11 protein-coding genes are annotated in these 12533 nt (G+C 65.3%); 8 read left to right on the top strand and 3 right to left on the bottom strand.

Annotation, left to right across the window (positions count from 1 at the left end):
* The first annotated feature begins 13 nt into the window (after positions 1-13).
* Both FRAAU_RS15650 and FRAAU_RS15645 read left to right on the top strand, forming a co-directional pair.
* Positions 14-439: an organic hydroperoxide resistance protein gene (locus FRAAU_RS15650; RefSeq protein ID WP_014404495.1), complete on the top strand. Its 426-nt coding sequence runs from the start codon at positions 14-16 to the stop codon at positions 437-439.
* Between the two features lie 303 nt (positions 440-742).
* The gene (locus FRAAU_RS15645; protein WP_083841248.1) at positions 743-2035 is read left to right on the top strand and encodes a chloride channel protein; all 1293 of its coding nucleotides are present in this window, start codon (positions 743-745) and stop codon (positions 2033-2035) included.
* Between the two features lie 15 nt (positions 2036-2050).
* On the opposite strand, the gene FRAAU_RS15640 is transcribed toward FRAAU_RS15645, so the two are convergent.
* Positions 2051-2509, bottom strand: a complete 459-nt coding sequence (locus tag FRAAU_RS15640; RefSeq protein WP_425598096.1) for an Lrp/AsnC ligand binding domain-containing protein — start codon at positions 2507-2509, stop codon at positions 2051-2053.
* A gap of 173 nt (positions 2510-2682) precedes the next feature.
* Here FRAAU_RS15640 and FRAAU_RS17480 point away from each other — a divergent pair, with 173 nt between their 5' ends.
* The 3 genes from FRAAU_RS17480 to FRAAU_RS15625 all read left to right on the top strand — a co-directional run bounded on the left by FRAAU_RS17480 (position 2683) and on the right by FRAAU_RS15625 (position 6405).
* Positions 2683-3936, top strand: coding sequence for a D-amino acid dehydrogenase (locus FRAAU_RS17480; RefSeq protein ID WP_014404492.1), 1254 nt, complete (start codon positions 2683-2685; stop codon positions 3934-3936).
* A gap of 54 nt (positions 3937-3990) precedes the next feature.
* Positions 3991-5058, top strand: a complete 1068-nt coding sequence (alr, locus tag FRAAU_RS17475) for an alanine racemase (protein WP_014404491.1) — start codon at positions 3991-3993, stop codon at positions 5056-5058.
* Between the two features lie 141 nt (positions 5059-5199).
* A complete protein-coding gene (locus tag FRAAU_RS15625; RefSeq protein WP_014404490.1) occupies positions 5200-6405 on the top strand; it encodes an MFS transporter in 1206 nt (401 codons plus the stop codon).
* Between the two features lie 397 nt (positions 6406-6802).
* Here the strand turns inward: FRAAU_RS15625 and rpmG are convergent, their stop codons facing one another.
* A complete protein-coding gene (rpmG, locus tag FRAAU_RS15620) occupies positions 6803-6970 on the bottom strand; it encodes a 50S ribosomal protein L33 (protein ID WP_014404489.1) in 168 nt (55 codons plus the stop codon).
* 11 nt (positions 6971-6981) lie between these two features.
* On the bottom strand, positions 6982-7218 hold the full coding sequence (gene rpmB / locus FRAAU_RS15615; RefSeq protein WP_014404488.1) for a 50S ribosomal protein L28: 237 nt from the start codon (positions 7216-7218) through the stop codon (positions 6982-6984).
* Between the two features lie 298 nt (positions 7219-7516).
* Between rpmB and secB the strand changes: the two genes are divergently transcribed.
* The 3 genes from secB to FRAAU_RS15600 all read left to right on the top strand — a co-directional run bounded on the left by secB (position 7517) and on the right by FRAAU_RS15600 (position 12488).
* The gene (secB, locus tag FRAAU_RS15610) at positions 7517-8011 is read left to right on the top strand and encodes a protein-export chaperone SecB (RefSeq protein ID WP_014404487.1); all 495 of its coding nucleotides are present in this window, start codon (positions 7517-7519) and stop codon (positions 8009-8011) included.
* Positions 8012-8027: 16 nt separating this feature from the next.
* Positions 8028-9056 (top strand): NAD(P)H-dependent glycerol-3-phosphate dehydrogenase, encoded by a 1029-nt coding sequence (locus FRAAU_RS15605; RefSeq protein ID WP_014404486.1) that lies wholly within the window; start codon positions 8028-8030, stop codon positions 9054-9056.
* 411 nt (positions 9057-9467) lie between these two features.
* Entirely contained in the window at positions 9468-12488 is a 3021-nt protein-coding gene (locus FRAAU_RS15600) for a DEAD/DEAH box helicase (protein WP_014404485.1), read from the top strand.
* Positions 12489-12533 lie beyond the last annotated feature (45 nt).

Here is a 12533-nt window from a genome sequence, read left to right as displayed (position 1 = left end):
GAGGAGTGACATCATGAGTATCGAAAAAGTTCTGTATCGCGCCGAAGCCACGGCTACTGGCGGTCGCGAGGGTTCGGCCCGTAGTTCGGATGGTGTGCTGGATGTCAAACTGACCACTCCCAAAGCGTTGGGTGGCAATGGCGCCACAGGCACCAATCCCGAGCAGCTGTTTGCCGCAGGCTACTCCGCCTGCTTTATCGGCGCCATGAAGTTCGTCGCCGCGCAGCAGAAGCTGGTCTTGCCGCCGGATACCTCGATCCACGGTGTGGTCGGCATCGGCCAGATCGAAGGTGGTTTCGGGATCGAGGTCGAATTGAAGATCAGCCTGCCCGGGCTGGAGCGTTCAGTGGCTGAAGCCCTGGTCGAGAAAGCCCATGCGGTGTGCCCTTACTCCAATGCCACCCGCGGCAATATCGATGTGACCTTGACGGTGATCTGAGCGGGATCCGGCGGGGGGGGATTCCTGTATCGGCCAGTGTGTCGAAGCGGGAGCGGCTTCTCCGCCTTGCGCGCTGTCTGACGCAGGATGTCATTGCACCGGCGGCCTTTTGGCGGACACCGGTGCAATGACCTGCTCTGACCGGGACCGGGACACGACGGCCATGCGGCGCATCGGTGACCGGTCAGGCCCGGCTCATCGGCGGGGACTACCATAGGCCGGCCTGCGGCCGACCGGTTCGCCGGTACCTTGCTCTCTTGCCGGAATGGATGCATGCCCGACGCCTGCCCCGTGTCAGATCAGATGATGTCCGATGAACCTGCGCCTCCGTTGCAGACGGGGCGGGCCTCATGGCGTCTGTGGCTGGCGGTTCTGGCAGCGGGCGTGACCGGGGGGCTGGCCGGCATCAGCCTGGTGGGATTGCTGCGGTTCGTCCAGCATCTTGCCTACGGCTATGGTGGCGGTCATTTGATCAGCCCGGTGAGTTTTCTGCAGGGCGTGACGGCAGCCTCGCCGCTTCGTCGGTGGCTGGTCATGGTGTGCTGCGGCGTGGTGGCCGGCGCCGGCTGGTGGGCGCTACGTCGATTTGGCCGCCCGTTGGTCGGCATCAGTCGCACGCTGACGGAGGGTGGTGCCGAGCTGCCGGCCGGCAGCACGCTGATCCATGCGCTGTTGCAGGTCGTCACCGTGGCACTGGGCTCGCCGCTGGGGCGTGAGGTGGCGCCGCGCGAAGTCGCTGCCGTCGCCACCCAGGCGGTGGCCGACCGCCTGGGTCTGGCTGCCGATGAACGGCGGATCGTCGTGGCTTGCGCGGCCGGCGCCGGTCTGGCGGCGGTCTACAACGTCCCTTTGGGCGGAGCGTTGTTTGTTCTGGAATCCTTGTTGCTGAGCTTCAGCTGGCGGGGGGCGCTATGTGCCCTGGCATCCTCGGCGATCGCGGCGGCCCTGGCGGAAATGGTGTTGGGTCATGGCTGGCAATATCACATCCCGGCCTGGTCAAGCACCCATGGCCTGTTGTGGTGGAGCCTGCTCGTCGGCCCCGTGCTGGGACTCGCTGCGGCGGAATTCAACCGGCTGATCGACTGGGCCAGGCACCGGGCCCCGACGGACGGGAGGGTTCTGCCTTGGTCGCTCGGCGTATTCGGAGTGATCGGCCTCTGCGGTATGGTTTATCCGCAGGTGCTGGGCAATGGCAGGGGGCCGGTAGCGGAGAGTTTCGGTGCCTGCATCGGCCTGCAGCTGGCTGTGACTTTGCTGCTGCTGAAGCTGTTCGCTGTGGGCGCGGCACTGCGTGCGGGGGCAGGAGGCGGTCTGCTGACACCATCGCTGGCCATCGGCGCTCTGGCCGGACTGGTGCTTGGCCTGTTGTGGAACGCCGTGTCGCCGGTACCGACGGCAGCCGGAGCCTTTGCCCTGGTCGGTGGGTGCGCCTTTCTGGCCGCGTCCCGGAAAATGCCGGTGACGGCACTGGTGCTGTCGCTGGAGTTCACCCACGTCGGTTATGACTTTCTGGTGCCGATGATGGTGGCTGTGGTCGGAGCCTGTCTGGTCAGGCACCTGTACGCACGAGCCGGTGCCAGGGCGGCAGCTGGCTGACCGCCGGCGAAGAGCTCAATCAGTGATCGGCAAGGCCAGTGTTTCCTTGACCTCTTCCATGACGATATAGCTTTTGGACTCCCGGACATGGGGCAGCTTCAACAGGATATTGCCCAGCAGCTTGCGGTAGGAGGCCATTTCCGAAATCCGGGCCTTGAGCAGATAGTCGAAATCGCCGGACACCAGATGGCACTCCATCACCTGGGGAAGCTTGACCGCCGCCCGTCTGAATTCCTCGAAGATATCCCCTGACTTGTAGGCCAGACTGATTTCCACGAAGACCAGCAGCCCCGCCTTGAGGTGCTCCGGGGCCAGGCGTGCGTAGTAGCCGGTGATGATGCCTTCGCGTTCCAGCCGCCGCACCCGCTCGGTGCAGGGGGTGGTCGACAGGCCGACACGCTCTCCCAGCTCGGTGAACGAGATGCGACCTTCGGTCTGCAGGATGCGCAGAATGGCGCGATCAGTGCGGTCCATTTCACGGCGGGTCTGACGTTGGCTGCGCAAAACAACTCCGGCATGGCGAAAGCATGGTCAGGATACCTGAAATTCATGCCAATAACAGTGGAATCCACTGCTTCAAGCCGTGGATGAACTGGTTATCCTGATGTCTTCGGGGAATTTGCAGCGATTAAGTCGAGGTAGCGGTGATGCGGGTGATCGTGTTGGGGAGTGGGGTCATCGGGACGTCGGCAGCCTGGTATCTGGCCCAGGCAGGGCATCAGGTCACGGTGGTCGACCGCCAGGCCGAGGCTGGCCAGGAAACCAGTTTTGCCAATGCCGGACAGGTATCTCCGGGCTATGCTTCGCCATGGGCCGCCCCCGGGGTGCCACTGAAGGCCTTGCGCTGGATGTTCCAGAAACATGCTCCGCTGGCGATACGACCGCAATGGGATATGGCCCAGTATCGGTGGATGTGGCAGATGTTCCGCAATTGCACGGCTGAACGCTATGCTGTGAACAAGGAGCGCATGGTCCGCCTGTCCGAGTACAGCCGGGACTGCCTGGATATCTTGCGGGCCGATACAGGCATCGACTACGAAGGTCGTCAGCAGGGTACCTTGCAGCTGTTCCGGACCCATCAGCAGCTGGATGCCGCAGCCAAGGATATCGGTGTGCTGGAGCAGTCAGGCGTGCCCTACGAACTGCTGGATCGCGCCGGTCTGGTCGCTGTCGAGCCGGCCCTTGCCCAGATGGGCGAGCGGTTGTGCGGGGGGCTGCGGCTGCCTAATGATCAGACCGGTGATTGCGAGCTGTTCACCCGGCGACTGGCAGCGATGGCTGCCGAGAAAGGCGCGCAGTTCAGGTATGGTGCCCATATTGAACGTCTGGACGTCCAAGGAAAGAGTGTGGAAGGAGTCTGGATTGACGGCCAGCGTGAAACGGCTGATGCCTATGTGCTGGCTCTTGGAAGCTATTCACCGGCGATGCTGGCACCCTTGGGCATCCGGCTGCCGGTGTACCCGCTGAAAGGCTATTCCCTGACGCTGCCCATTGTCGATCCCGAGCGGGCGCCGGTATCGACGATTCTGGACGAGACCTACAAGGTCGCGGTCACCCGTTTCGAGCGGCGGATCCGGGTCGGTGGCATGGCCGAGATCGCGGGGTTCGATCACCAGCTGCGGCCGGAGCGGCGCGAAACCCTGGAGCAGGTAGTCAGTGATCTGTATCCGGGAGCCGGTGATTTGGCTCAGGCCAGTTTCTGGACCGGTCTTCGACCGGCGACACCGGATGGCACGCCGGTGATCGGTGCCAGCGGCTGGAAAAATCTGTATCTGAATACCGGTCACGGCACCTTGGGCTGGACCATGGCCTGCGGCAGCGGCCAGTATCTGGCTGACCTGATCAGCGGCCGGAGGCCGGCGATCAGCGGCGAAGGGCTGGATCTGTCGCGGTATGGCTGATCGGCCATCGCGTTATACCCTGTCCGCCTCTCCTTTTCTTCCATCGAGTCTGCCATGCGTCCCGCCCGAGCCCTGATCGACCTGCAAGCCCTGCGCGCCAACTATCGTCTGGCTCGGCAATTGGGGGCGGCACGCGCGCTGGCGGTGGTCAAGGCCGATGCCTACGGTCATGGCGCGGTGGTCTGCGCACAGGCGCTGGAACCGGAGGCTGACGGTTTTGCGGTGGCCTGCATCGAGGAAGCGCTGAGTCTGCGCGAGGCCGGCATCCAGGCACCGATCCTGTTGTTGGAAGGGTTTTTCGCGGCCGACGAACTCGCGCTGATCGTGCGGTATCGACTGTGGACAGTGGTCCACTCCGAGTGGCAGTTGCGGCTGCTGGAGCAATGGTCGGGTGCGGCTTCGATCAAGGCCTGGCTGAAACTCGACTCGGGCATGCACAGGGTCGGTTTCTCGCCGGCCGAGTATCAGGCCGCCTGGCGGCGTCTGCAACAGTGTGCCGCCGTCGCCAGCGTGGTGTGCATGACCCATTTCGCGCGTGCCGACGAGATGGGTTGCGCCCGCACGCAAGAGCAGCAGGACAGCTTCGCGGCTGCCACGGCGGGCCTGCCCGGCGAACGTAGTCTGCGCAACTCCCCTTCGCTGCTGGGCTGGTCCGGTCCGGCCAGCGACTGGGTGCGCCCCGGACTGATGCTTTACGGGATGGATCCGCTGGATCGGCCCAGTGCTTCCAGCCGGCAGTTGCAGCCGGTGATGACCCTGCTATCCAGAGTCATCGCGGTGCGCGAGCTGGCCGCCGGCGAGCCGGTGGGTTACGGCGCGCAGTTCGTGACCACCCGACCATCGCGCATCGGTGTGGTGGCGATGGGCTATGCCGATGGCTATCCGCAATGCGCACCGACGGGCACGCCGGTGGCGGTGGATGGTCAGTCTGCGGTGCTGGCCGGGCGGGTATCGATGGACATGCTGACCGTGGATCTCACCGACCTGCCTCGGACCGGCGTGGGCTCCGAGGTGGAGCTGTGGGGGCGGCAGGTTTCGGCCGCCGAGGTCGCGGCGCGCTGTCATGCCAGTCTCTACGAGCTGCTGTGCGGCGTGAGGCGGGTGTCTCTGGTCGCGACCTGAGCGGAGTTTGCGGCTGGCCGCCGGATGGCTGCGAGCTGAACCGGATGCCTGTCAGGGTCTAGGCACTGACGTCCTGATCCGTAGCATGAATGTCGAAGGCCACCCGCATCCGGATGGCCGTGCATCGTGACAGGACCTCCCATGGAACTCGATCTCCGAACGGCCGCAGTCGGGACTGCCGGCTGGACGGCCTTGCGTCGTCTGGTATGGGCGACCCGGGCCATGTTTCTGTTGTGTGGCGTGGTGGCTGCCAGCTGGGCGCCGCTGGTGCCCTATGCCCAGAACCGGCTGGCCTTGAACAACGGGCAGCTGGGGCTGCTGCTGCTTGCACCCGGCTGTGGCTCGCTGCTGGCGATGCCGCTGAGCGGCTGGCTGATTGCTCGCTACGGCAGCCGTCAGGTATTGCAGGTGGCCTTCGCCCTGACCATTCCCTGTCTGCCGCTGCTGGCACTGGCCGGCCGGACCTGGCTGCTGGCACTGGCGCTGGCGGTGTTTGGTGCGGCTCTGGGTACGGTGGCGGTCGGTGTCAATGATCAGGCGGCCGAGGTCGAGCGTCGCAGTGGCCGCCCCTGGATGTCCTCGTTTCATGCCTTTTTCAGTGGCGGTGCGCTGCTCGGCGCCGGCTCGATCTCTCTGCTGCTGGGCCGGCACCTGCCGTTGTGGGGTTGCAGCCTGGCGGTGATCGCGCTGATCGGTCTGTTGCTGCCGCTGTTGCGTTTCGGCCCAGGCGCCCGTCCGTCCGCGGTCACGGCTCCGGCTGGCTTTGTCTTGCCCAGAGGGGCGGTGCTGGTGCTCGGGGTCATGTGTTTCGTGGCCTTTATGGCCGAAGGCGCGACCCTGGACTGGAGTGCGGTCTTTATGCGCACCAGCCGGGGCATGAGCATGGCCCATGCCGGTTATGCCTATGCCGGTTTCTCGGTGACCATGGCCCTGGGCCGCTGGTTCGGCGACCGTCTGGTGGATCGCCTGGGGCCGCAGACGGTGCTGGTCGTCGGGGGTGCACTGGGCGCGGCCGGGCTGTGTCTGGCCGCGACGGTCAATTCGATCCCGCTGAGTCTGCTGGGTTTCGTGATGCTGGGTGCTGCCTTGTCCAATGTGGTGCCGATCCTGCTCAGCAGCGCGAGTCGTACCGCCGGCATGGCGGCCAGCCAGGCCATCGCCGCCACCTCGACTCTGGGTTATGCCGGATTGTTGGTGGGACCGGCGATGATCGGCAGCTTCGCCCATTGCACCAGCCTGCCTGCCGCCTTGGCGGGCGTGGCGTTGTTGCTGCTGTTGATGGCCGTCAACGGACTGATGATGGGCCGCTGGATACGCCCCGCCGCCCGGGCCGATGCCACGGGCTGAGGCGATGGTCCGGGAGCGCTCCGATAGTGGTGTCGAGCATTGCGACCGGAATGATGGCACGCACCCGGTCATCGATCCGCCGGCCGAGTCGCATCTGCGCGGCCTTTATGGGCGGAAGTCAGGCGTGACCGGGCGATTTGCGATGCGCATGCCGTGACTTCTTTCATGGAGGTCATGGCGATGCCGCGAGGTCCGATCCTGATCGATCAGGGCGTCCGGATTCGGTGCGGCAACCATGCCGACGAATCCGGTCAGCTTGCGCTGGCGACGTGCACAGCCGGAATTGCGGTGTGCTGTCTGCCGGGATGGCATCGGCGAGCGAGTGGCAACGCGACCACAAAAAAGGCCCGCCGAGGCGGGCCTTCCAGGTGTCATGCCGATGGCATGACGGGCCAGATCACTTGATCTTGCCTTCCTTGTAGATCACGTGCTTGCGGACGACCGGGTCGTACTTCTTGAACTCGAACTTCTCGGGCGTGTTCTTCTTGTTCTTTGCCGTGGTGTAGAAGTGGCCGGTACCGGCCGACGAGATGAGACGGATCAGATCCTGCTTCTTGTTCGCCATGGTTCTTCTCCTTAGACCTTCTCGCCGCGAGCACGCAGTTCGGCGATCACGGCCTCGATGCCGTTCTTGTCGATGGTGCGCAGCGCCTTGTTGGAAACGCGCAGCTTGATCCAGCGGTTTTCGCTGGCAACCCAGAAGCGACGCTCATGCAGGTTGGGCAACCAGCGGCGACGGGTCTTGTTGTTGGCGTGCGAAACGTTGTTGCCGCTCTGCACACCCTTTCCGGTGACTTGACATACACGGGCCATGATGACCTCCGTAATCGAATGATGGACCACCCATTGGCCAGGATGGCGTCGGCCCAGCCGGCCGTCACGAGGACAGCGGCGCGAAGCTGGAAACGCAGAAACTGCGTTTGTCAGCCATGCCGACGAGGCACCGGATCGCGCACCGGCACAGCCCGAAGTCTTCAGGCACGGAATGGCTAGCCGCCTATTATGCAGCCTGCACAGGGTCTTATGCAAGGTGACGTGCGTGCTCACGGGATGTGTGGAACAATCCTAGGTCTTTGCCCATCCGGCCTGTGGCCAGAACGAGAGAACCGCTATGACCGACCTTACCGCCAACGACCAGCCCGGCCAGCCGCAGCTGATGCTGCAGAAAGTCTATGTGAAGGATGTCTCCTTCGAAGCGCCCGGCGCACCCCAGATCTTCCAGGAGCTGGGCGAAGGCAACAGCCCGGCACCGCAGGTCCAGCTGAATCTGGCCCACAAGGTGAATCCGCTGGCCGAAGGCGTGTATGAAGTGGTGCTCAGCATCACCTTGACCTGCACCATGGGTGAGCGCACCGCCTATCTGGCCGAAGTCGAGCAGGCCGGCGTGTTCGTGGTGGCCGGCTTCGGCGACGTCGAGCGTGACGGCATTCTGGGAAGTTACTGCCCGAATGTGCTGTTCCCCTATGCACGCCAGATCATTTCCGGTCTGATCCAGGAAGGTGGCTTCCCGCCCTTCCTGCTGCAGCCGATCAACTTCGATGCTCTGTACGCCGAGCAGCAGCGTCGCATGCTGTCGGGCGAAGAATCGCATCCGCTCAACAGCTGATCGCGGAGTGTCGGCAATGACGTCCAGGCTGGCCGTGATCGGCGCAGGTTCATGGGGTACGGCACTGGCGGCCGGTGCCGCTCGCAATGGAGTGCCTACCGTATTGTGGGGGCGTGATCCGGCCGCGATGGCCGCGATGGCGAGCCATGGCGAAAATGCGCGCTACCTGCCGGGCATAGCCTTGCCGGCCGCGCTGGACTACAGCGCGGATCTGGCGGCCACGGTCGCCGAGGCCAGGCTGGTGCTGATCGTGGTTCCCAGTCACGCCTTTGCCGACATGCTGGTCGATCTGGCGCCGCTGCTGCCCTCCGGGGCGGCCGTGGCCTGGGCGACCAAGGGTTTCGAGCCGGGTACCGGCCGCTTTCTGCACGAACTGGTGGCCGAGCATCTGCCGGGTCGGCCGGCGGCGGTGGTGACCGGCCCCTCGTTTGCGCGTGAAGTGGCGGCGGGCCTGCCCAGTGCGGTGACGGTGTTGTCCGATGACGCCGAATTCGCGCGGCAGGTGGCCCAGGTGCTGCATGCCCCCCAGCTGCGCGCCTATACCGGCAGTGACATGCTGGGCGGCGAGCTGGGCGGGGCGATGAAGAACGTGCTGGCGGTGGCCACCGGGGTGGCCGACGGGATGGGGCTGGGGCTCAATGCCCGCGCCGGCCTGATTACCCGAGGCATGAACGAGATGCTGCGACTGGGCACGGCCCTGGGTGCCCGCGCCGAAACCCTGATGGGCTTGTCGGGTCTGGGCGATCTGGTGCTGACCTGCACGGGTGATCTCTCCCGCAACCGCCGGCTGGGTCTGGCCCTGGGGCAAGGGGTGGCTATCGATGATGCCGTTCGCCAGATCGGGCAGGTGGTGGAAAGCGTGCTCACGGCCGACGAAGTCATGCGCCTGGCCTCCAAGCATGATCTGGATCTCCCGATCAGCGCCGCGGTCTATTCGGTGCTGCATGGTCGGGAAACTCCGAGCGAAGCCTTGCAGCGCCTGATGGCTCGCGAGCAGAAGCCGGAATATCCGCAGGGACTGTTCGACCGGATCGGGCAGGGCTGATCTTGGCGGTCATGATCTGAGCGGTCATGACCTGACAGGATCGGCCTGAAAAGGCGGGCAGCGCCGTTGATGGCGGTTTGAGCGAACTGACTGGATATCTGCTGACCGGTGCCGGCTCTGGTGGCGTGTCCTGAGGCCGGTGGCGTGGATCCTGTCAGAGCGGGCTTTCGCCGCGCACGGTGGCCAGCGACCCCGGCAAACCGCCGGGCCGGGGCACTCGGCTCTTTCGTTCCGGAGAGCATTCTTCACTGCCGGGCAGATCCGCGAGCTGCCCCCGGCTGAGGGGCCGTGGCCGGCGTCTTCGCGATGGGCCATGGGGCCCGTGCGAGATGGATCGGAACATCCCTTAGGGCATTCTGCAAAAATCCTGTTAACCTCGTTCTTTTGGTCACTCAAGGGCGGCGGTCCGCGATGCACCAGACCGACGACAAACCATCGCTCGAGATGCCAGGCGACACCGCTGCGGGTCGGCTGTCGGCGCCGTGGGCGCGGCTGTTCGAGACCCCGCCGGCCGTTGCGGTCGGCGTGCGGTCGCAGCTGGGTTTTTTTGTGGAAGTGGTGGCCGAAGCCGATCAGCCCTGGGCCTGGCTGGATGTGGCGCCGGTGCTGCTGACGGCGGTGTTCGGTGAGCCGGGACGCTTTCAGCGGCCGGTGCCGCTGGACAGCAAGCAACTGGCCCAGGCTCCGCTGCCGGCCGACGAGTTGCAGTTGGCGGCCAGTGTCCTCGGCCTGCCGCAGATGCCACGCAAGAGCCGCATCTATGTGCGTCTGCAGGGGGCCTTGGGCGAACCTCTGCTGGAAGCGGTTCTGGATCGACCCTGCTTTCTGGGGGGGCTTGCCGGGCTGCGACTGGCGTCCGGACCGACTCTGCCGCTGAGCTGGCAGTGGCATCTGGAACAGGATGGCAGCCAGAGGTTGTGGCCGGCGCTGTTGCCCAATCGCCGTCTGTTGCGGATCGACGGCTTGTGGTACCTGGATCCGCAAGGCGCCGTGCTGGGCCGGTGTGAAACACCCGGTGCCGAAACTGCCTGGCTGGATCTGCCACCGCTGCGGCATGAGGAAAGCGCGATGCTGCGGGCCACCTTGCATGACCAGCCGCTGGGGCAGCGGATTCCGCCGCCGCAGGTCCTGGGCGAAGTTCGCGGCGCCTCGCTGGCGCCGAAGCCGATCGTGACCCTGCATGCGCTGAGCCGGCATGCCCGGCTGGCTGCGGGCACACCGCCGCTGGCCTATGCCCGGTTGTCATTCGATTATGCCGGCGAAAGATTGCCCGGACGCGGCGGCGAGCCGCTGGTGCGCCGGGTGAGGGATGGCCAGCTGGTCGAGATCATGCGCCGTCGGGCAGAAGAGCTGAGCGCGATGGAGCAGCTGGAGCGGGCCGGACTGACGCCTGCGGTCGACACTGAAGGTCTGCCCTGGGATATGGCCGACACCTTGCCGGAAGATGCCTGGTTGTTTCCGGGCAAGGGCCATGCCGGCGCGCTTGAAGTGAATACTCCGGCCCGTTGGCTGGCTCTGCGGCCGCGTCTGGAGCAGGAAGGCTTCCAGCTGGATTATTCACCCAGTTTTCCCTTCGAGGTGCTGGAAGGGCCGGTGCATTGGTATGGTCATGCGGTAGAAGATGCCGATGACCATGCCTTCGATCTGGAAGTCGGCATCGAGGTGGATGGCGAGCGCCACAATCTGCTGCCAGCCGTGGCCCAGGCCCTGGCCGAGCATCAGCTGACCCTGAGTCCATCGCCCAACGAGCCGGACGATGCGGTCTGGTACGCGCCCCTGGATCAGCGACGGCGGGTGCCGGTCCGGCTGACCGAGTTGCGCGGCCTGCTGGCGCCTCTGGCCGAATACCTGGAGCGACCGCGGGCCAGCCTGCATCTGCCGCGGGTCCAGGCCGGACGGCTGGATGAATTGGCCGAGGCCTTGCCTGCGGGTGGCGGGCTGCAGGCGCCCGAGCAGTTGCGGGGCTTTACCCGGCGGCTGCGCGAGGCGGCCGAACGGGCCAGTGATGTGGTGCCGGAAGGCCTGACCACCGAGCTTCGCCCTTATCAGCGCGAAGGTCTGCGCTGGTTGAACGCTCTGGCCGAGGCCGAGGTCGGGGGCGTATTGGCAGACGATATGGGTCTGGGCAAGACCTTGCAGCTGATCACCCATCTGCTGGCACTGAAGCAGCGTGGCTGGTTGCAGCAGCCGGCTCTGGTGGTGGTGCCGACCAGTCTGATTCCCAACTGGCTGGCGGAGATCGCGCGATTCGCGCCCTCGCTGAAGGTTCTGGCCCTGCACGGCCCGCAGCGCAATGGCGGTTTTGCCCGCCTGGGCGAGGTCGATGTGGTGATCACCAGCTATGCCCTGCTGCCGCGTGACGTGGTGGCCCTGCGCAAGCAGGCCTTTGCTTTGGTGGTGCTGGACGAGGCCCAGCAGGTCAAGAATCCGCGCACCCAGGCCCGGCGCGCGCTGCTGACCCTGCGCACCGGGCGCTGCATCTGCCTGACGGGCACACCGCTGGAAAACCATCTGGGCGAGTTGTGGTCGCAGGTGGATCTGGCCGTACCGGGATTGCTTGGCGATGAAGGGGCTTTCCGCAGGCATTATCGCGGCCCCATCGAAAAGCAGCATGACGTGGAATGCCAGCAGCGTCTGAATCGGCGACTGGCGCCGTTCATCCTGCGCCGGACCAAGGCCCAGGTCGCCGGCGAATTGCCGCCCAAGACCGAGATCACCCGCAAGGTGGTGCTGGAAGGCCGCCAGCGTGAACTCTATGAGAGCCTGCGTCTGTCCCTGGCCGAGGAGCTGCGTGAAGTCATCGCCCAGCGCGGCATCGCCCACAGCGGCATCGTGGTGCTCGATGCCCTGCTGAAGCTACGTCAGGTCTGCTGTGATCCACGGCTGGTCAAGCTGGAAGCGGCCCGTGGCGTGCGCGAATCGGCCAAGTTCGAATTGTTGATGGACATGCTGCCGGCCTTGCTGGCCGAAGGCCGCAAGGTGCTGCTGTTTTCCCAGTTCACCGAAATGCTGCGCCTGATCGGTCAGGAACTGGACCGGCGGCGCATCCGCTATGTGACGCTTACCGGCGAGACCCGCGACCGTGGCGAGCCTGTGCGGGCCTTCCAGGAAGGCGAGGCTCCGTTGTTCCTGCTGTCGCTGAAGGCCGGCGGGGTCGGGCTGAACCTGACGGCTGCCGATACCGTGATCCATTACGATCCGTGGTGGAACCCGGCGGCCGAAGCCCAGGCCAGCGATCGCGCCCATCGCATCGGTCAGGACAAGCCGGTTTTCGTGTTCCGCCTCATTGGCGCCAATACCGTGGAAGAACGCATCGAAGAATTGAAGGCCGGCAAGGCCGAATTGGCCGAGGCGGTGCTGGAAGGCGGTGGCAGTCGTGAGCGGCTGAGTTTTGATCAGGCCGATCTGGATGCCTTGCTGGCACCGGGTTGAAGCTGGCCGGCCTGTCGCGGACGCGCCGGCGTGGGTGCTGAGGAG

This window comes from Frateuria aurantia DSM 6220, from assembly GCF_000242255.2.
GTDB classification, from domain to species: Bacteria; Pseudomonadota; Gammaproteobacteria; order Xanthomonadales; family Rhodanobacteraceae; genus Frateuria; species Frateuria aurantia.
The sequence above is the reverse complement of the archived record's forward strand: the minus strand, read 5'-3'. Positions and strand labels throughout refer to the sequence as shown.